At 39.9% G+C, this 19,633-nt stretch carries 19 protein-coding genes and 1 pseudogene; 18 read left to right on the forward strand and 2 right to left on the reverse strand.

The features are described from left to right. Positions 1-10 precede the first annotated feature (10 nt). The 15 genes and pseudogenes from rffA to KOL94_RS05565 all read left to right on the forward strand — a co-directional run bounded on the left by rffA (position 11) and on the right by KOL94_RS05565 (position 13,990). Positions 11-1,141 carry a dTDP-4-amino-4,6-dideoxygalactose transaminase gene (gene rffA / locus KOL94_RS05495; RefSeq protein WP_221564795.1) on the forward strand — a complete coding sequence of 377 codons (1,131 nt, stop codon included), beginning with the start codon at positions 11-13 and terminating at the stop codon, positions 1,139-1,141. Next, positions 1,131-2,795: a DUF6044 family protein gene (locus KOL94_RS05500; RefSeq protein ID WP_260412209.1), complete on the forward strand. Its 1,665-nt coding sequence runs from the start codon at positions 1,131-1,133 to the stop codon at positions 2,793-2,795. Before rffA ends, KOL94_RS05500 begins: the two co-directional genes overlap by 11 nt. 593 nt (positions 2,796-3,388) lie before the next feature. Continuing rightward, positions 3,389-3,580 (forward strand): annotated as a pseudogene (locus tag KOL94_RS05505) (glutaredoxin family protein); the annotation flags it as partial. Positions 3,581-3,728: 148 nt separating this feature from the next. Then, positions 3,729-4,382 (forward strand): spore cortex-lytic enzyme, encoded by a 654-nt coding sequence (gene sleB, locus KOL94_RS05510; protein WP_221564800.1) that lies wholly within the window; start codon positions 3,729-3,731, stop codon positions 4,380-4,382. 309 nt (positions 4,383-4,691) lie between these two features. After that, positions 4,692-5,588 (forward strand): oxygen-dependent tRNA uridine(34) hydroxylase TrhO, encoded by an 897-nt coding sequence (trhO, locus tag KOL94_RS05515; RefSeq protein WP_483298060.1) that lies wholly within the window; start codon positions 4,692-4,694, stop codon positions 5,586-5,588. 17 nt (positions 5,589-5,605) lie between these two features. Further along, positions 5,606-5,998: a kinase-associated lipoprotein KapB gene (gene kapB / locus KOL94_RS05520; protein ID WP_221564802.1), complete on the forward strand. Its 393-nt coding sequence runs from the start codon at positions 5,606-5,608 to the stop codon at positions 5,996-5,998. Positions 5,999-6,142: 144 nt separating this feature from the next. After that, positions 6,143-7,327, forward strand: a complete 1,185-nt coding sequence (spoIIP, locus tag KOL94_RS05525; RefSeq protein WP_221564803.1) for a stage II sporulation protein P — start codon at positions 6,143-6,145, stop codon at positions 7,325-7,327. Positions 7,328-7,452: 125 nt separating this feature from the next. Then, positions 7,453-8,097 (forward strand): YpjP family protein, encoded by a 645-nt coding sequence (locus KOL94_RS05530; protein WP_221564804.1) that lies wholly within the window; start codon positions 7,453-7,455, stop codon positions 8,095-8,097. Between the two features lie 150 nt (positions 8,098-8,247). Further along, the gene (locus KOL94_RS05535; protein ID WP_221564805.1) at positions 8,248-8,418 is read left to right on the forward strand and encodes a hypothetical protein; all 171 of its coding nucleotides are present in this window, start codon (positions 8,248-8,250) and stop codon (positions 8,416-8,418) included. Next, positions 8,396-9,241, forward strand: a complete 846-nt coding sequence (locus KOL94_RS05540; RefSeq protein WP_221567596.1) for a prohibitin family protein — start codon at positions 8,396-8,398, stop codon at positions 9,239-9,241. Before KOL94_RS05535 ends, KOL94_RS05540 begins: the two co-directional genes overlap by 23 nt. Positions 9,242-9,666: 425 nt before the next feature. Beyond that, on the forward strand, positions 9,667-10,461 hold the full coding sequence (locus KOL94_RS05545; protein WP_221564806.1) for a thymidylate synthase: 795 nt from the start codon (positions 9,667-9,669) through the stop codon (positions 10,459-10,461). After that, the gene (locus KOL94_RS05550; RefSeq protein ID WP_221564807.1) at positions 10,458-10,940 is read left to right on the forward strand and encodes a dihydrofolate reductase; all 483 of its coding nucleotides are present in this window, start codon (positions 10,458-10,460) and stop codon (positions 10,938-10,940) included. Before KOL94_RS05545 ends, KOL94_RS05550 begins: the two co-directional genes overlap by 4 nt. A gap of 645 nt (positions 10,941-11,585) precedes the next feature. Then, positions 11,586-12,560: an HD domain-containing protein gene (locus KOL94_RS05555; RefSeq protein WP_221564809.1), complete on the forward strand. Its 975-nt coding sequence runs from the start codon at positions 11,586-11,588 to the stop codon at positions 12,558-12,560. Positions 12,561-12,894: 334 nt separating this feature from the next. Next, positions 12,895-13,041: a 2'-5' RNA ligase family protein gene (locus KOL94_RS25745; protein WP_369010063.1), complete on the forward strand. Its 147-nt coding sequence runs from the start codon at positions 12,895-12,897 to the stop codon at positions 13,039-13,041. Positions 13,042-13,465: 424 nt separating this feature from the next. Beyond that, positions 13,466-13,990: an acyl-CoA thioesterase gene (locus KOL94_RS05565; RefSeq protein ID WP_221564812.1), complete on the forward strand. Its 525-nt coding sequence runs from the start codon at positions 13,466-13,468 to the stop codon at positions 13,988-13,990. A 174-nt stretch (positions 13,991-14,164) separates the two neighbouring features. On the opposite strand, the gene KOL94_RS05570 is transcribed toward KOL94_RS05565, so the two are convergent. Beyond that, the gene (locus tag KOL94_RS05570) at positions 14,165-14,509 is read right to left on the reverse strand and encodes a hypothetical protein (protein WP_221564814.1); all 345 of its coding nucleotides are present in this window, start codon (positions 14,507-14,509) and stop codon (positions 14,165-14,167) included. A 598-nt stretch (positions 14,510-15,107) separates the two neighbouring features. Between KOL94_RS05570 and KOL94_RS05575 the strand changes: the two genes are divergently transcribed. Together KOL94_RS05575 and KOL94_RS05580 are read left to right on the forward strand one after the other, a co-directional pair. Further along, entirely contained in the window at positions 15,108-16,952 is a 1,845-nt protein-coding gene (locus KOL94_RS05575; protein WP_221564815.1) for a PAS domain S-box protein, read from the forward strand. 15 nt (positions 16,953-16,967) lie between these two features. After that, positions 16,968-17,618 carry an NUDIX hydrolase gene (locus KOL94_RS05580; RefSeq protein WP_221564817.1) on the forward strand — a complete coding sequence of 217 codons (651 nt, stop codon included), beginning with the start codon at positions 16,968-16,970 and terminating at the stop codon, positions 17,616-17,618. A gap of 43 nt (positions 17,619-17,661) precedes the next feature. Here the strand turns inward: KOL94_RS05580 and KOL94_RS05585 are convergent, their stop codons facing one another. Next, positions 17,662-18,717 (reverse strand): M20/M25/M40 family metallo-hydrolase, encoded by a 1,056-nt coding sequence (locus KOL94_RS05585; RefSeq protein ID WP_221564819.1) that lies wholly within the window; start codon positions 18,715-18,717, stop codon positions 17,662-17,664. Between the two features lie 208 nt (positions 18,718-18,925). Between KOL94_RS05585 and KOL94_RS05590 the strand changes: the two genes are divergently transcribed. After that, a complete protein-coding gene (locus KOL94_RS05590; protein WP_221564821.1) occupies positions 18,926-19,603 on the forward strand; it encodes an SGNH/GDSL hydrolase family protein in 678 nt (225 codons plus the stop codon). Positions 19,604-19,633 lie beyond the last annotated feature (30 nt).

Below are 19,633 nucleotides of genomic sequence, written 5' to 3' on the forward strand. Positions count from 1 at the left end.
GGTGGTAACGATGATTCCATTCAATAAACCATGTATAACTGGAGACGAAGAAGCTTATATCCAACAAGTAATACGCAATCAAAAGCTATCTGGAAAAGGAGAGTTTGGAAAAAAGTGTACAGAGTGGCTAGAAAACCGTCTTGGCTGCGAAAAGGCTTTGCTTACACCTTCTTGTACGCATGCACTGGAGATGACCGCTCTGCTGACAGACATCCAGGAAGGCGATGAAGTAATCATGCCTTCCTATACGTTCGTATCAACTGCAAATGCTTTTGTGCTTAGAGGTGCGAGCATTAGGTTCGTTGATATCTCTGCTGATACGATGAACATTGATCCTACGATGATCAAAAAAGCAATTACTGAGAAAACAAAGGCGATTGTCGTCGTCCATTATGCAGGAGTTGCTTGTGATATGGGAGAAATCATGGATATTGCCAACAGTCATGATATCTGGGTCATTGAAGATGCAGCCCAAGCTTTGTTGAGCACGTACAAAGGGAGGCCATTAGGTACGATCGGTCACTTCGGCACGTTCAGTTTCCATGAGACGAAAAACTATACGTGCGGAGAAGGAGGTGCATTGATCATCAATAGTGCCAATTCGATTCAACATGCTGAAATCATTCAGGAAAAAGGAACAGACCGTTCACAGTTTTTAAAAGGAATGATTGATAAGTACACATGGCAGGATGTCGGTTCCTCTTATTTATTGAGCGATCTGAATGCTGCTTATTTATATGCACAATTCGAAAACGCCGATTCGATCAATGAGGAAAGGCTCCGATATTGGGAACACTATAAAGAGGGGCTGCAACCGATGGCAGATCGGAATTTGATCTCAACGCCTCATGTACCGGAAGATTGTCAACATAACGCCCATATGTTCTATATTAAAACAGCTAAGAGTGATGATTGCGACCATCTGAGAGCGTATTTGGATGATCAAGGAATCATGGCAGTACCGCATTATGTACCATTACATCCGACAAATGCAGGGGAGACTTACAGCGAGTTTTATGGTGAAGATAAATATACGACATCGGAAAGCGAAAAAATTCTACGTTTACCCCTTTATTATGGAATGGGAGATGAGGCTGTAGCACATGTGGTCGAACGTATTCACGCTTACTATGAAATATAAACATATTTGGATTCCTTTAGTTGTACTGCTGGTTTTTCTGTCTCCCTATTATATTCTTGGACAAGATACGCATATCAGGGTCCATGATAATATGGATTCGAACATTGTGTGGTACAAGCTGCTTTCAGAAAGCAATTTGTTATTCTCGTTGGACGGAACACTTCCGAATGTGATCAACGGGCTGCCGAGAGACGCCTTACCTTCCAGTTTGGACGCGATGGTTTGGTTGTATATCATGTTTAAACCGTTCACAGCCTACGTCATCAATCAGACGATCATGCGGTTTGTTGCGTTTTACGGGATGTATAAATTATTGAATGCACACTTTTTAAAAGGCAGGAACGGTACAAAATGGCTTTCTGCCGGGGTAGCACTCTGTTTCGCTTTGCTGCCATTTTGGCCATCCGGTGCTCTGTCTATTGCGGGATTACCTTTAGCCCTCCATCTCTTCCTGACGATCCGTAGACTTGGAAAAGAAACGCCTAAGCATCATTGGGGCATGTTATTGCTACTCCCATTCCACTCGAGCTTCATATTGACGTTTATCTTTTTCCTTGGCGGGATCGGTTTGTTTTGGTTGTGGGACTGGTATCGTACAAGAAGATTCAATGGACTTTTTTTCACAGCAATAGTTGCTATGATTTCCATCTATTTAGTGAAAAACTATCTCTTGGTTCATTCGATCCTTTTCAATGAGGAGCATATTCCGCATCGTAATGAATTCAATCTGGGACATAAAGATCTGAAAAGTGTTTATGATCTGTTCATCCATGATTTTTTGAATGCCCACACACATGATTGGACGTTTCACAGGACAATCATACTACCTACTGTCCTAGTCGCTTTAGCAGTCGGATTTTCAAAGAAATTCATCCCATACAATATGATATGGGCGATGGCTGTGAATGTGGTGTTGTCAGCATGTTATGCAATCTGGTATTGGGAAGGACTGCGGGCGTTGAAGGATCAATTCATGTTGTTGAACACTTTTAACTTTGCAAGGATTCATTTTCTAAGTCCATTATTCTGGTACCTGAGCTTCGGGATAGCCCTGGGGATCATAGGGAGGCATGTCAAGTTTGGGAAGGTATTTGTAGGGATATTGATCATTTATCAAAGTATGATTCTTTTTCAGACAGGAGAAGAATTCAAATATGAAAAAATCGGGACACCGACTTTCAACGAATTCTATTCCTCCTCATTGTTTGCTGATATTGAGAAGTACATTGGGGAAGAGCAGTCTGAATATCGTGTGGTCAGTGTCGGACTACATCCCGCAATCGCTCAATACAACGGCTTTTACACGTTAGATACGTATAATGTCAGCTTTCCGCTTTTTTATAAACATCAATTTCGTGAAGTGATTGCTCCGGAATTGGAGGAAAGCCCTGTTTTGGAAAATTACTTTGATACATGGGGAAGCAGGTTGTATATGTATGTCAGTGATTTAGGCAAACACTACTTCTTCACGAAAAAAAGTGATAAAACCCTCGAACAGCTTGATATCAATACAGAGGCATTGAAAGAACTTGGCGGAAGTTATGTGTTCTCAGCATTACCGATTGAGAATCACAAGAAGATAGATTTGGTTTTGGAAAGGACTTTCGAAAATAAGAAGTCTCCTCTAAAAATTTATCTCTACAGAATAGAATGAGCTTTTTTAGAAGCATACTATTTGCAGTTGGAATGCACATTTGCTATTTTGAACTTAAGGATTGGTTATATTTACTTACTATGTTAAAGAACTTTGTTGATTTAAGCGAAATTCACGACACTCCGGCGGTAATAGCGTGCCAAGCGAGACCCCACTGTTTTTAAAAGGATCTTCGACTAACAGCCACCACGTCCTGTGGTGAACGTCGAAGCCAGCATAAGGAAAGCATCTAAGAATTCCCATCGCAGACACGAAAATGATTTCATTTTTGTGTTGAAATCCTGTGCAAGTGAGGAGGCTTACGGAAGTAGGTAAATGCAGGAAGTGATGTCTAACTCAGCGACCAGTCACTTGGAACACTTCAAACTTCCTGCGGCGGCGACAGCCTCCTCGTCAGTTTTCCAGTGACCTTCGTGCTAATCGGGTCGCTTCCGCTTTTCGTTTGCCCGCGGAAAGGGAGTGAATTTTGCAAGATACACATTAAACAATGAATATCTGTATGGAATTTTCCCAAAACCAAACTCAAAGGAGTTGCTAGTATGTCTCAACAAAAAGTGATTGTATATTCCCAGCCTTCCTGACCGCCTTGTCATGTCGTGAAAGAGTTTCTTTCACATCATAATGTCGATTTTGAAGAATATAACGTTGCTGAGGATGCAAAGGCAAGGGACGAAATGATCGAGAAGTACGAATCGATGGCTACACCGACAATAGTCATCGGTGACCAAGTACTCACTGGATTCGATCCAGATCAACTGACGAAAATATTGAACTTATCAGAATGAAAGAGCAGTGTCATGCTGCTCTTTTTTTGCATGAGGCTCCATTCTACTAGAATGGAAAATAATAGATCAAATTCCTTTGACCTCCTATTGTGTAAGCCATTAGTCCCTATTAAACTTATTGGCGTACACTTTTCAAGGAGGTGTAAATATGTTTACAAAGCTATTGAAAGTAACACTGGCTGTTGTATTTACAGCAGGTGCGATGGCAACACTACCTACACAAGAAGCAAGTGCTCACTCTAAAACTGTAAAAATGGGTGATTCACAAGGATATGTGTGGGATGTACAGCATCGTCTGCAACAGTTAGGTTTCTATAAAGGTAAAGTTGATGGTGTGTTCGGTTCTAACACGAAAGACGCAGTGATCCGTTTCCAAAAAGCAAATGGTATCAAAGCGGATGGAGTTGCTGGACATGGAACATTTACAAAACTCTACAACCAAACATTCACTGTAGATGAAATTCAAATGATGGCACAAATGGTCCACGGTGAGGCACGCGGTGAATCATTCGAAGGGAAAGTAGCGGTAGCAGCAGTAATCATGAACCGTCTCGATTCATCCAAATTCCCGAATGATGTCAAGAATGTCTTGTTCCAAGATCTTGCTTTTACAGCAGTAGCAGATGGACAGTACAACTCAACGCCTAATGCTGAAGCATATAAAGCAGTATACAGTGCAATCAGAGGTTGGGATCCATCGAAGGGTGCAACATACTATTTCAACCCGAAAACGGCGACTTCCGATTGGATCTGGTCTCGTGAACAGATCGTCCAAATTGGAAAGCATATCTTTGCTAAATAGATATAGAAGGAGTGGAGGGAATGACTAACGGGTCATTCCCTTTATTCAATTCGTTTTTTCATGATTCTTTCTTACTAAATTCTAGGATTATGATGGGGATTTCTAGAATTATTCCAAAAATTCTAGGATTATGTTAAAAATTCCAGAATTATGGTCTGAATTTCTAAGAATACATAAAAACCTTATTCTTAAGTTCATCTTATTCTGCTTCCTAAATAGTTTCTTCTAATTAATAGCTTGTATATGTGAATGATTCTTCGATTTCTGGTAAGATATATTTTGGAAAACGAATTTATAAAGGTGAGTGTCATGTCAGAAGAAAAAAACAAATATGAAATTTTACTTTTTTATAAATATGTCCCCATCGATGACCCGGAGTACTTTGCGAAGAAGCATCTGAAGTTTTGTAAGGAACTTGGTGTAATGGGGCGAGTTCTAGTTGCAAAAGAAGGGATCAATGGAACGGTTTCTGGTACGATGAATCAGACCGAAGCTTACATTGAAGCTTTCCGTAAGGATCCCCGTTTTGAGGATATGGAATTCAAGCGTGAGGAGACAGAAGGCCACACATTCCAACGAATCTCTGTAAAAGCGAGGAATGAAATCGTTACCTTAAAACTTGAAGATGATGTTAACCCGAATGTGGTGACAGGAACACATCTTTCCCCGAAAGAGTGGCAGGAAACGATGGAAAATGAAGATGTCATCATCCTAGACGCAAGGAATGATTATGAATATGACATCGGGCATTTCCGCAATGCGATCCGTCCTGATATCAAAGCGTTCCGCGAGCTTCCTGAATGGATCAAAGAAAACCTTGCGGACAAAAAAGATAAAAAGATTTTGACCTATTGCACAGGTGGCATACGTTGCGAAAAATTTTCAGGATATTTAGTACGTGAAGGGTTTGAAGATGTGAACCAGTTACACGGCGGAATCATCAAATACGGGCAAGACCCTGAAACAAAAGGAAGCAACTTTGATGGGAAGTGTTTCGTATTCGATGACCGGATGATCGTTGACGTTAACCGTACTGATGATAAAAGTGTAGTTGGGAGATGCATACATTGTGGGCAAGAAGCCGAACATTTCGTCAATTGTCCGATCGATGAATGCGATAAACTTCATATTGCCTGTGAGAAGTGTCGTGAGAATTATCAAAACTGTTGCTCAGATGAATGTAAGCAAGTTTATCTTACAACCTGATCAGAAAGGTGGTTGCCATGACAATGGAAATCGGAGATAAAGTTACAGCATCCTACAAGACCGGTCGTTACGTAGGTGAAGTTATTGATCTAAAGCCGAAACTGGATAAAGCTGTTGTAAAAATTTTAGCGGTATTGGCGCATCCGAGACAGGGTGACTTGCATGCCCCGAAGCAAGTTGATGTCCAGTTTTTTCATGAGAGAAAGGCTCTTGCCCATACCGAAAAAGCGTTAGTACCGTTATCGAGTATCAAACCGTTTGAGAATGAAGTGCCGGAGTACCACTTTTCATTGATCAAATCGATTAAGGATCAAATGGCGAAACTAGTGAATGATGATAGTGAATATGCGAAATTATCCTTTCAAAAGCTTGAAAATCTATTAATAGAGTATGAAAAAAATATGGAATAACGAATAGAAAAGCCGTGTCAGCCAATGTTGACGCGGTTTTTTTGTTCTATCAAAAATCGCTCGTCCCAATAAAAATAACTTCTACTTTTAGCTGCTTGTACATATTCATAGGATATGACACGGTATGGAAGGGACGGATTATAAATGAAGAAGAACAACCGCCTTTTATATAGATGGAAAAAGCCTAAAAATGAGACGTTTTTGAAACGTGCAGTGTTTTTTTCTGCGATTGTATTAATTTTATTCATTACGGTTTCTCTACTGGCCTCCTCCTTTTTTGAAAAAAGGTTCCAATCCAGTTCATTGAAGGGAACATTACACATTTTCTCAACTGAACAATTGGTTACTTTCATGGGGACCGTTAATCCATATTTCGAACAAGGTTTGCCGAACTCATACCAGCCACCATCCATCCAGAGCCTATCCTTCGAACTGGCAACGAATATTAAACCTGGAGACATCCGATCCTTATTAGGCAGGGAACTCCCTGGGTTTGCGATTTTTGATACAGAAATCATAGTTGCCGGTGAGGGGACAGATTACACCACTATACCGATTGAATCTGCACCTCCTTTGGATGTTTTATTGAAAGAACGTGAAGTAGCAGAAGAAAAATTAAAGGTAGAAGACACACCGAATACACCTGAACCAGACCTGACCACAAATGGAAGTAAAGTCGTATATCTTTATCAATCCCATTCCTACGAATCTTTCTTACCTTTATTGAAAGATGCGAAAGTTCCGAATGACGCACACACTTCAAATCCTGAAGCGAATATGATCCGTGTTGGCGGAATGCTGGCGAAAGAGCTGGAACAGCGTGGCATCGGTGTCCAGCAGGATAAAACGAATATCGGTCAAAAATTAAATGATCGTGGATGGAGTACGAACAACGCTTATAAGCTCTCGAGAGAAATCGTAGAGGCAGCAGTTACTGGAAATCAAGACATTACATTTTCTTTCGATTTGCATCGCGATTCACTCAGGAAAGATAAAACGACTGCTACGATTAACGGGGAGAACTACGCCAAATTAATGTTCGTCATAGGGGAAGCAAATCCAAATTACGAAAGAAACGAGCAATTGGCACGTGAACTACACGATCTCCTCGAAGACAAATATCCAGGACTTAGCCGTGGTGTCTTTAAGAAAAACAAAAGTCAGGGGAACGGAGTGTACAATCAAGATCTATCTGACCGTGCTGCTTTGATTGAGGTAGGTGGAGTCGATAATAACCTGGATGAGATCCAACGTTCTTTATCTGCTTTCGCAGAAGTATTCACTGAATTTTATTGGAAAGATGAAAAAGTCAATGCAGGAGGTCAATAACCGATATCGAATACAGTATTTAGGAAATATACATTCACAATTTTCTCATAGTTAAAGCGTCTTTTTCGCCTGATTTTATGAGAGAATGGGGATACGAAAATCAATAGAGACTGAGGTTGGTTAAGATGCCTGTTTGGTTGAGGAAAACGCTTGTTGTCTTGATTACTGTATTCACACTTGGAACCGTTTCACCCCCTCCGCACCTTCTTGCGGATAGTGATAAAAGCACTAGTACGGAATCAGCAGAGAATTATATAGAAACAAAAAATATTACAAGTCCGCAAATAGAAAAAGATCCTGAACCTGATTTCCATACCATGCCATGGAAGGAGATCGCTGCTACATATGAAGACACGGAGGATCTTCAAGATGCATTCGTCACGTATACAGTCATCCAGGCAACAGAACAGACAAGACAGAAATTCGGTGAGCGTATCGAATCAAAACGGGGGGAAGAATTCCGTTCGGTTATTCTTCCGAAAATAGAAGAAACGATCACCTATTTAAGTTCTGAATTAGATGAGGAAATAATGAGAAACCTGATGATCAGCGATCGTCCTACAAAAGGGAAAGGCGAGAAGATTTTCCACATTAAAAATGCTTCAACAGGGTTGGATATCTTCAGACTCCATGTCCGCCGAGAAAATCCACCGGGTAAAGGCCACTGGTTTTCATTCCATTATCATGATGCTCGCGACCATTTTGCTTCTCACCATGAATTAGGAAGCATCTATTGGGACCGGAATACCCCTCCAAATTGGATGAGTTGAAATTTACGTTGAAATAAGCATGCAATACTTCATTGCATGCTTATTTTTTTGCTTTACAAATAACATGGGAAAAGGATATAATCTTTTTTGTTACATTTTTGAAACCTTCTTGTAATTGATACGTAATTATTAGGGATAGGAGGGGATGACATGAAGGTGTTTATCGGGTCAGTCATAGTCGTCATTTTACTATGCATTGGTCTATGGCTCTTGTTGTCACCAACATATACAAAGGTAGGGAAAGCTGCCAAGAAGTATAGGAACTTTTGGGGGGAGTCAGAGAATGGAAACAGTACAGATGCCAGAAAAAAAGAAAAATAACCGCAAAATCATCGGTGGCGTCATAGTGGGGATTGCAATTGCACTGATTGTTGTCATCGGAGCATTTTTCATTGAAAGGATTCCGAACGGTTATGTCGGTGTCGTTTACAGTCCGAACGGAGGGGTACAAGAGGAAACGTTAGGCCAAGGCTGGCATATCGTTGGGATATTTGATAAAATCACAAAATATCCAGTTCGGATGCAAACGGTCGAATATCAGGATATCCAAGTCGCGACTTCAGATGGTAAGAACATAACGATGGATTTTGCATACAACTACAACATTCAGCCAGATAAAGTGGTGGCTCTTTTCAATAAATTCGGTCCAGTCGATGTAGGTGAAATCGAATCGACTTACTTGAGAACAAGGCTATGGGATGCCGGGCGTAAAGCAATCGCCAATTATTCGGTCATTGATACCTATGGTCAAAAATCAGCATCTGCCGGTTTGGAAGTCCAAAAGGTTTTTTCTGAGGACGTCGGAGACTTAGGCTTCATCATAGATGATTTGACTCTTGGTGTCCCAAAACCGGACGAATCGACTCAAGAAGCGATTGATGCCAGGGTGAAAGCTTCACAGGAACTAGAGAGGAAGCAGACCGAATTGAAGATCGCCGAGGCAGAAGCTGAAAAGAAACGAATCGAAGCGAAAGCGATTTCTGACTATAATAACATCATCAATGAATCGATGACACCAGAAGTGATCCAATACATGTGGATCCAGAAGTGGGATGGCAAGATGCCTAAAGCGACAGGAACGGGTAACTTGATTCAAATTCCACTTGAAGATGAACCCGCAACAACACAACCAAAAAACAACTAGCTGACGATTAAACGAGTTCAAAATGAGCTCGTTTTTCTTATCCTTAGGCTTAGTTAAAGAATGAAGTTGATTTCTTCGAAATTCACTCCATTTCCGCGGGCATACGAAAAGCGGAAGCGACCCGATTAGTCACGAAGGTCACTGGAAAACTGACGAGGAGGCTGTCCCCGCCGCAGGAAGTTTGAAGTGATCCAAGTGACTGGTCGCTGAGCTTAGACATCACTTCCTGCATTTACCTACTTCCGTGAGCCTCCTCGCGAACTTGCACAGTTCGCTGCGGGGTCTCACCTGGCTCGCTGTTCCCGCAGGAGTGTCGTGAATTTCGTTTAAATCAACAACTAAGGCTCAGCTTTACCAAGTTTTCTTTTCCCCTAAATTTATCTTTTGCTATAATTGAGACAGCCTATTTGAAAGAGAGGGGTAAGATGGAACAATATAAAGAACTTTGCCATCATATTATAACAAAGGGTGTAAAAAAAGAAGATCGGACAGGGACTGGAACCATCAGTGTATTCGGTTATCAGATGCGCTTCGATCTGCAAAAAGGATTTCCACTGCTTACAACGAAAAAACTACATTTGAAGTCAATTATCCATGAGCTGCTCTGGTTTTTGAAGGGGGATACGAATGTAAAGTATCTCCAAGAAAATGGAGTTCGGATCTGGAATGAATGGGCAGATGAAAACGGCGACCTTGGACCGGTGTACGGTAAACAGTGGCGATCGTGGACAAAACCTGATGGAGGAACGGTCGATCAGATTTCACGAGTAGTTGAGGAGATCAAGAAGAATCCGGACTCAAGAAGATTAGTCGTCAATGCCTGGAATGCAGGGGAGCTTGATGAAATGGCATTGACACCATGCCACTGCCTCTTTCAATTCTATGTATCAGACGGAAAACTATCATGTCAGCTCTATCAGAGATCAGCTGACACATTTTTAGGGGTTCCATTCAACATTGCCTCTTACGCTTTGTTGACGATGATGATTGCACAGGTTTGTGATTTGGAACCAGGGGAGTTTGTGCATACATTCGGTGATGCTCATATCTATTTGAATCATCTGGAACAAGTAGATTTGCAATTATCACGAGAACCAAGAGAACTACCTATTATAAAGATCAATCCAGAAGTGAAGTCCATTTTTGATTTCAAATTTGAAGATTTCACTTTGGAAAACTATGACCCGCATCCTCATATCAAAGGAGCTGTGTCTGTATGATTTCATTACTGCTTGCAATGGGGAAGAACAGGGTAATGGGTAAAGATAATGACCTGCCATGGCACTTGCCGGAAGATCTGAAGTGGTTCAAGCGTGTTTCAAGTGGTCATACGATCATTATGGGGAGAAAAACATATGAATCCATCGGTAAGCCTTTGCCGAATCGAAAAAATGTAATCGTCACGAACGATAAGAACTATGAAGCAGAAGGCTGTGTCGTGACCCATTCACTCGATGAGGCTCTTCGTCAAGATGGTGAGGAATTGATCATCATTGGAGGAGCTGAAATTTTCAAACAAGTGTTAGAGAAAACCAGCAGGATTTATTTAACCTATATTGATGAAGAGTTTGAGGGTGATACATATTTCCCAGACCTTGATGAATCAAAATGGGAAATGAAATCAAAAGAAAAAGGTATCAAAGACGAAAAGAACCCTTATGACTATTACTTCATTATTTATGATCGGAAAGAGATTTAATTTATTTAGACTGCTTTCGTATAGATTCTTATGTATAATCTCATCGTCAACATTCAAAGAGTGTCCTGGCTCCTTTATAGTTAGAGGGGTCTGGCACTTTTTATTTAAAGGCGATGTTAAAAGACTTTGTTTATTGTAATCGAAATTTGCGACACTCCTGCGGGAAAGCGATCCAGGCGGGACCCCGCACTTTTTAAAAGGATCTTTGACTAAAATAATGACCTTTGGCTAAATACCACCACTTCCTGCGCCTGCGGTTAAAAGTCTGTGGTCTTGTGGTGAACGTTGTAGCCAGGTCGTAGCCAGCATTAGGAAAGCTTCTAAGAATTCTCATCGAAGACACGAAAATGATTTCATTTTTGTGTTGAGATCCTGGCAAATGATGAGTCTTGCGGAAGTGGGTTAATCGTGAAGTGATGTCTAGCTCAGCGACCAATCACTTGGATCACTACAAACTTCTTGTGGCGTAGAGTGAGCCCACGCAGAACCAGGTCTTTGTTTGTTCGAGCCTCCTTGTCAGTCTTCCAGTAACCTACGTGATTAAATCGACCGATTCCGCTTTCTTAAAGCCCGCGGGAAGAAGGGAGTGTATTTCGATGAAATCAACAATAAGAACTAACACAGCTTATTTATAAGGAGGATTTTATGTACATAGAAGATCGATTATATGGAAGTTTTTCGTTAGAACCTGTATTTGAAGAGTTGATCTCTACAAAAGCTGTCCAGCGCTTAAAATATATCCATCAAAATGGAGCAAGTTTTCTGGTCAATCCTAAGTGGAACAATACGCGGTTTGATCATTCAGTTGGCGTCATGCTGCTTATCCGCAACCTTGGAGGAAGCATTGAAGAACAATTAGCGGGTCTCCTGCATGATGTCTCTCATACTACTTTTTCACATGTGGTTGATCAAGTCTTGAAGATACGTGACGAAGACTATCATGAATTGATCAAAGATACGCTAATCCAGGAATCTGATATACCAGCAGTACTCTCCAAGCATGGATACGATTTAAAAGTAATCTTGGATGAATCGAATTGGTCGATCCTCGAACAGCCTGCTCCGCATTTATGTGCAGATCGGGTCGATTATACGTTACGGGATTTATACGGTTATGGTGAGATTACAAAATTAGAAGTGAAGTCTTTCTTGAATGAATTGGCTGTCATTGATGGCAAGATGCAGGTGACAACGATTCGTGCCGGAGAGTGGTTCGTCCAGACATATTATAAAGAGGTCCTGAATTTTTTCTTGCATCCATTAAATGTGTACGGCAACCACCAAATGGCTAACATTCTAAAAATGGCACTGGATAAAGAAATTATAGTGAGAGATGATTTTCTCAAAACTGATGTAGATCTTTTAAGGTTATTGAAGAATAGTGGGGATAGTGAAATAAATAAAGAGTTAAATAAACTAAATCAGGTATTAGACGTCTCGGAAGATACAGAAGATTACAGTATACATACACGAAAAAAAGTACGACTCATCGACCCTGATTATTATGATGGTGCATGTAGCACACCAATAAGCGAACGTTCAACAATAGTAAAGAAAAGAAACGAAGAAGCTAAGGAACAATCACTGCAAGGTGTGAAAATCAGAGTGACTTATTCATAAAATTTCACGTACCGTACTTAAAAATAAAAATTTAAATACTATTAATAAAAAGAAGCTTAAAGAGTTTCGAAAAAGACGACAATACTAAATATTTAAATTGTGGTGGATTGACAGAAAGTATCGCGGCAAATTACAAAGTGTTGTATTAGAATGAAGCATGTTCACTCGTCAATATAGGTAAATTAAGCACCTGGCATTTAGTCATGATAAACAGTTTTCTCATGTTGCTCGGCTAAAAATGTTAGAACGCCAGAAGTTTGAAGGAGGATGTATTTTGATTAAAAGATCAATAGCAATCTTTATGAATCGGTAAGAAGTTTCAACTATCGAGAGGATAAGATCGAAATATGATCCTTTATTTGATAAAATCTCACCACACATTACTCTAGTATTTCCGTTTGAAAGTACCCTCTCAACCGATGAATGTATCTCTCATTTAAAAGGTTCTTTGTTCGGATGTATACCTTTTGAACCTGAATGATACTATGGTTGCAGATGATGGATGTCTGTATGTGCTCATTGATTTCGGGAAAATGAAGTTGAACAACTTCATGAGCGCCTTTATAGCGGAATCTTGAACAAGTATCAATCCATGAACACGCTTATGTCCCTCATGTTACTATCGGACGATTTGCATATCGACAAAAAGCTGTAGATGTACAAAAAACAATAGGACCACAGATTCGCACTATGAAGTTAACTATAAATTGCGTCATCGTAGAACTGATAAAGGAAGATGAACAATTAAAAATAGAATATGTATATGATTTTGATCTAAATTCCTGATGGTATGGTTCGCCTAAATTAGTAGCAAGAGTTTTTTTGTTGCAAGGTGTGTAATGTATGAGATATGATAACCGCGTAAATGATAGTCATATAAATTTAAATCACAAGGAGCATGGATAATGACCGTAGAAGCTAAGAAAGTCAGTGAATCCAGAACAGTGAAAAGCAGTCATGTGCTTCCTCCAGATACAAATACCCACGGAACCTTGTTCGGGGGTAAATTGATGGCATATATTGATGATGTTGCTGCAATTGCGGCCACACGTCATGCAAGAAAAAACGTTGTAACAGCATCAAGTGATTCCGTCGACTTTTTACATCCGATCAAGGAAGGTTATTCTGTTTGCCTTGAAGCATTCGTTTCATGGACACACAGGACCTCGATGGAAGTGTTCGTGAAAGTCATTTCGGAGAATCTGTTGACGGGAGAAAGGAAGCTATGTGCATTATCTTTCCTGACATTCGTTGCAATCGATGAAAAGGGGAAACCAACGCCAATAGCGAATGTCATACCTGAATCAGAAGAGGAAAAATGGTTGTTTGAAGGTGCAGCGAAACGTGCGGAAAGACGAAGAAAGAGGAGAGACGAAAGTAAACAGCTTGCAATGAAATTCGGGACAGAGAAACCATGGGAGAAATTATGAAGCCCAGCCAAAAGGGGCTGTCCCAATAGTGTCAGAGTCATTCCGAGCTTAACAACATTTTGAGGAAATTCGTGGTTTTGGTACAAAATGTTGTTTGGGGTGGTCTGACACTTTTCTATTAGGACAGTCCCTTTTTCATTTGGCTCTGTTAAAGGTTATGGTACACAACAGCTATTATTTAAAACTAGGTTTCTGATCCAATGATGGGAGTATGTTCATCCTTTCAATTTCCAGCTTCGTTTTAGAAGTTCCAAGTGTATAGATCCACTTATAAACTTCAAGTATTTTTCCATAAGTTACATTTCTGTCTTCATCTACTTCCTTTTCTTTGAAATGGGCGAGTGTCCAGAAATCCTCTTTTTCGATATCCTCTGAAGCATTGAATTCTTCGACAGCAACCTTAAATTGATTCAGTTCATTTTCCGTAGCTTCTATCTCGAATAATTGAAGACTTTGATCTGTCTTGATCGGGAAGATATCACCTTTAGGCGAAACATAATAGGTTTTGCGTTCTTTCATTTTACCACCTCTCTTGTTTGTCCTCTTATCACACCATTCCCATTCTTACAGTTCATCTAAACTTTTTCCAAAGGCTGTTGGCTAACAGTTTATTGATAATAAAACCTTTTCAATATATAGAGGTGGATGAAAATCTGAAAGCGCGAATTATACGATACTCCTGCGGGAAAAGCGAGCTAGGCAAGACTTCACACAGAATTAAGGACCTTCGACTAACAACCACCAGGTCCTGTGGTGAACGTCGAAGCCACCACATCCTGTGGAAGTGAGGATGCTTACGGAAGTAGGTCAAGACATAGAAGTGATGTCCAGCTCAGCGACCAGTCACTTGAATCACTTCAGACTTCCTGTGGCGGCAGCAGCCTTCTCGTCAGTCTTCCAGTGACCTACGTGACTAAGCAGGTCGCTTCCGCTTTTCGTTTCCCGAGGAAAAGGAGTGAAATTCGTAAGAAGAATTAAAGTATAAACCACATTCTATCGACAAGAGTTTAATATATTCGACAATAAAACAGAATATTTATTCTTTTAAAAGAGGTTATTGAATGTAAATGTCAAACTATGTAGTATCAACGATAAATCATTTAGTGAGGTACCATTAATGATGCAGGTAAATGAACGATTTAGAAGAACCTCGAATAATACAGAACTGCAGCAGTTGTTACATACAGATGGTTATCAATCATTGTTTGACTATAGCAGTGAAGCTATCTTGGTCATAGATCTTGAAGGAAGAATCCTTCATATGAATAGAGCGTGTCAAACAATATTTCTTAACACCAGAGAATACGATTTAAACACATCTATTGAACACATCGTAGAATTTGATGACGAGTCAAGCTTTTTCAATACACTGAGTTCAACTGAAACAGCTCAGTTCACCGGAACAAATTCTTCACTAAATAGAAAATTGGAAATAAACAGCATTCCAATAATTAAAGATAATCAAGTTGCTGGGCGATTTGTCCAATTAAAAGATCGGACAGATGAAATTGAGGAATTCGAACAACTAAAGGCTCAAAAGGGATTCTGGGAATCTTATCTCGATCATTCAGGAGATGCAATCGGACTATTTGATATGAATGGAAATATTGTAAAACTGAACCCTGCTACAGAAGATATTTTCCTTTATACAAGGGAGGAGTTGCTTGGTAACGGCGTCATTACCATTCCAGACGAAAGTTACCGGAAGGAGGTTGATTTCCTTCAGAGGAAAGTGAAGTCCGGAAAAACTGTTGTGGCGTATGAAACAGTACGAAAAAGGAAAGACGGTAAGCTGATCAATGTGGAGATCACTCATTCCCCGATTTATGACCAAAATGGAAAAATGATCGCGATGGCAAATATTCTCCGTGATATCACTGAACGGAAAAAAGCGAACATGAAATTACGTGAAAGCGAAGCGAAGTATCGATTGATAGCTGAAAATACGGCTGATATGATCCGTGTTTTGGATGTAGAGGGAAAGGTGACCTTTGCATCACCATCACATGAATTGGTTTCAGGACGTCAGGAGAACCACTATGAAGGGATAGACGGTTTTCATTTTGTCCATCCAGATGATTTGCATAGCATAAAAACACAGTATCAGAAGATGTTGGAGGCGAGAGAGCCGATACACTTCGAATATAAGGAAATACATATGGACGGTGAATGGATTGAACTGGAAGCTCAATGTACGCCTGTGATCAATCAAGGGGAAATCAACTCAGTGGTGATGGTGATCAGAGATTTGACCGAACGTAAACAGACAGAGGAGTTATTGAGAAATTCGGATAAGCTTGCAGTCATAGGCCAGATGGCTGCGAGTATCGCCCATGAAATCCGTAATCCATTGACATCATTAAAGGGATTTTTGCAATTTTTCCATTCTAATAGTAAGGATGTGGAAAAAGACCATTATGAACTCATGCTTTCTGAACTGGAACGGATCAATTTAATTGTGAATGAATTTTTGATGATTGCAAAACCACAGACCGCACAATACAAAGAAACACCGATGGACACTCTTTTTTCTCATCTCTTATCTCTGATTGACAGCCAGGCAATCATGGAAAACATAGAAATCACAACAGATTTTGAAGAAGGATTGCCCGCAGTACTAGGTGATGAAAATCAGTTGAAACAAGCATTCCTTAATTTTATTAAAAATGCATTGGAAGCAACAGCGTCAGGTGGTACAGTGGATCTCACATTGAAAAAAGAAGGGACACATATTTGTATTCGTATAAAAGATAATGGTTGTGGGATTCCGAAAGAAAACCTCGAAAACCTCGGCAAACCATTCTTCTCTACTAAAGAGACAGGCACAGGATTAGGTCTGATGATCAGTCAAAAGATCATTTCTAATCATAAAGGAACAGTCGATATTACAAGTGAAGATAGCAAAGGGACCACTGTCACGATTAAACTACCTAAAGTATCAAAAGGAATAAATAAAAAGTGAAGTGGAGGTGGAGTATTGGAGTCAGAACTGCTGAAAATATATGATGATCAGAGAAATCCTTTAGGTGTCGCAACCAGAGAAGAAGTACACCGTATGGGATTTTGGCATGAAACCTTCCATTGCTGGGTGACCAGCTTGATCGGTAACCAGTATTATATCTATTTACAAATACGTAGCAATCAGAAGAAAGATTATCCGAATTTGCTTGATATTACAGCTGCCGGTCATATATTAGCAAAGGAAACCATCGACGACGGCATTCGGGAAATCGAAGAAGAAATCGGGATAGATGTTACATTGGAGGAGTTGAAAACAGTTGGGAAAATTGAATCTTGTACCACTATGGAAGGGATGATTGACAAAGAGATTGCACATGTATTTTTATATGATAAGCCAATGAACTTTGATGATTTCACTCTTCAAGAAGATGAGGTATCAGGGATTGTAAAAGCTGAATTCAATGCTTTTCACGAGTTTTGTTCGGGAAAAGCTCAATCATTACTTGTTGAAGGATTTAATTTAGATCCTTCTGGTATGAAAATTCCAGTGAAAATGACGGTAGACATGACACATTTTGTCCCAAATGACGGAACTTATTATGAACAGGTTGCGAATAAGATCCGAAAATTATTATACAAATTAGCTGAGAATCAAGCCGAAACTTGAAGAAAGGAGATGTGACGATTGACGGCATATCTCCTTTACATTATTAATCAAGTGGGTTCAAGTTTTCGTTAGTACTGAGCGAAATGATCATTTCTGTGATCAATGTGATTTCATCTTCAATATCTTGAAGACTTGCTGTTTCAACTGGTGAATGCATATAACGGAGTGGGAGGGAGACCAGTGCAATCGGAACTCCTTTACCAGTTAAACGCATTCCATCAGCATCTGTACCAGTCACTCGTGGTGTAAGCTCATATTGTACATCGATTTTGTTCTTGCGGGCTGTCTCCTCAAGTATGCTGTTCAACTTGTAATGGATAGGGGCACCTTTAGCAAGAACCGGACCATGATCAAGACGGATGTCCCCATGCTTATTCTTGTTTACACCTGGATAATCAGTTGCAAAGGTTACATCAACGGCAAGAGCAAAGTCAGGCTGAACCTGGGATGCTGCAAAATAGGCACCACCCAAGTTCGTCTCTTCATTTACTGTACTTACAGCGTAAACACCGACCTCTGGTTTCTTTTTGGATAACCTCTTCAGTACTTCTGCTACGATAAACGCACCGGTTCGGTTATCAAGACCACGACCGCTGATCCTGTTATTTAAAAGGAACTCCATTTCGCGCTTATAAATTGCTAAATCGCCAATTTGCACAAACTTTTCAATCTCTTCTTTACTTTGTGCACCACAATCTATGTATAGATCTTCAAAGTCATAATCATCTTTAATCCCACCATGATGCTCTGCATTAACTCCCACGACACCAGTAATGGTCTGTTGATTCCCAAGAATCTCGACCTTCATGCCGATTGCAGGCTTGTGACTGATACCTCCGAGTTTAGTGAAATGTAAGAAACCGCTTTCATCAATTCGATTGATCATAAAGCCGATCTCATCACAATGCCCTGCGATCAATACTTTGAATGGAGCATTTGGATTAATGACACCATAGGCATTCCCGATATGATCTGTTTCAATTTTATCTGCGAAAGATTGAACATAGTCAATCCATTTCCTTTGAATTTTCATTTCAAACCCAGATGGAGAAGGAGTTGAGAGCAATTCCTGTAAAAATTGTTGTGATTCTTGTTTCATTTGTTGAACCTCCTAAAATCTTCTGTCTCCTACCATAATAACTGAAATTCGAGAAATAAGGAAATCCCGTGAATGTCGATTTAGAAATAACTCACATCCTTTAGTGCTATTGCACAATTTCCACCACCTAAACGGTTGTCCATATCACGTATTTTTATGAAACATAACTTATTATAAGCGTTTTAAATATATCAACAGGTGAATGTAAATGGACGAGAATATAATTAGATACACAGCGTTAGGGGATTCTTTGACTGTAGGTGTCGGTTCTATCTTTGCTCCGGGGTTTGTATCACGGTACACCGAGTCTATAGAAAAAGCAGCCAATCGAAAAGTAGAACGTAATGTATTTGCAAAAAATGGTGCAACGACTGCACAGGTATTGGCGTTCCTTGCTAATGAAAATGTAAAAAAGGCGATTGCAGAGGCGGACGTGATTACAATCACTGCTGGAGGTAATGATTTAAAAAAAGCAGCAAAGAAATACTTTTTTATGAATGACACAAATATTTTTAGAACTGCCATTAAAGAAAGCATGAAAAATCTTTCAATTATGCTTCATGAAATCCGTAAAATAAAAGAAAAAGGGAAAGAACCCTATATCATCCGATTGGTGGGTTTGTATAATCCGTTTCCCTATCTCTCCTTCAGCGAATTGTGGATTAAAACATTCAATAAGCAATTGGAGATGTTCGGATGTCAAAATCTAAAGGTTGCGAGTATATATGAACCGTTTAAAGTAAATGGGGGAAATGCACTCTCTATTGATGGAATGCATCCAAATGGATATGGGTATAAACTCATAGCTGATCAACTTGGGAAGTTAGGCTATGAACCTTTGTTCAATCAGAATAAAAAAACGTTTTTATTTCCGATTTTCGATTAAAAAAAGCTGATTGAAGCCTATGATGAGTTT

This window comes from Alkalihalobacillus sp. TS-13 (assembly GCF_019720915.1).
Lineage (GTDB): Bacteria > Bacillota > Bacilli > Bacillales > Fictibacillaceae > Pseudalkalibacillus.

Coding starts and splice junctions, on each gene's coding strand:
- rffA (WP_221564795.1), top strand. CDS start 11: ATGATTCCATTCAATAAACCATGTATAACTGGAGACGAAGAAGCTTAT.
- KOL94_RS05500 (WP_260412209.1), top strand. CDS start 1,131: ATGAAATATAAACATATTTGGATTCCTTTAGTTGTACTGCTGGTTTTT.
- sleB (WP_221564800.1), top strand. CDS start 3,729: ATGTTTACAAAGCTATTGAAAGTAACACTGGCTGTTGTATTTACAGCA.
- trhO (WP_483298060.1), top strand. CDS start 4,692: ATGTCAGAAGAAAAAAACAAATATGAAATTTTACTTTTTTATAAATAT.
- kapB (WP_221564802.1), top strand. CDS start 5,606: ATGACAATGGAAATCGGAGATAAAGTTACAGCATCCTACAAGACCGGT.
- spoIIP (WP_221564803.1), top strand. CDS start 6,143: ATGAAGAAGAACAACCGCCTTTTATATAGATGGAAAAAGCCTAAAAAT.
- KOL94_RS05530 (WP_221564804.1), top strand. CDS start 7,453: ATGCCTGTTTGGTTGAGGAAAACGCTTGTTGTCTTGATTACTGTATTC.
- KOL94_RS05535 (WP_221564805.1), top strand. CDS start 8,248: ATGAAGGTGTTTATCGGGTCAGTCATAGTCGTCATTTTACTATGCATT.
- KOL94_RS05540 (WP_221567596.1), top strand. CDS start 8,396: ATGCCAGAAAAAAAGAAAAATAACCGCAAAATCATCGGTGGCGTCATA.
- KOL94_RS05545 (WP_221564806.1), top strand. CDS start 9,667: ATGGAACAATATAAAGAACTTTGCCATCATATTATAACAAAGGGTGTA.
- KOL94_RS05550 (WP_221564807.1), top strand. CDS start 10,458: ATGATTTCATTACTGCTTGCAATGGGGAAGAACAGGGTAATGGGTAAA.
- KOL94_RS05555 (WP_221564809.1), top strand. CDS start 11,586: ATGTACATAGAAGATCGATTATATGGAAGTTTTTCGTTAGAACCTGTA.
- KOL94_RS05565 (WP_221564812.1), top strand. CDS start 13,466: ATGACCGTAGAAGCTAAGAAAGTCAGTGAATCCAGAACAGTGAAAAGC.
- KOL94_RS05570 (WP_221564814.1), bottom strand. CDS start 14,509: ATGAAAGAACGCAAAACCTATTATGTTTCGCCTAAAGGTGATATCTTC.
- KOL94_RS05575 (WP_221564815.1), top strand. CDS start 15,108: ATGATGCAGGTAAATGAACGATTTAGAAGAACCTCGAATAATACAGAA.
- KOL94_RS05585 (WP_221564819.1), bottom strand. CDS start 18,717: ATGAAACAAGAATCACAACAATTTTTACAGGAATTGCTCTCAACTCCT.
- KOL94_RS05590 (WP_221564821.1), top strand. CDS start 18,926: ATGGACGAGAATATAATTAGATACACAGCGTTAGGGGATTCTTTGACT.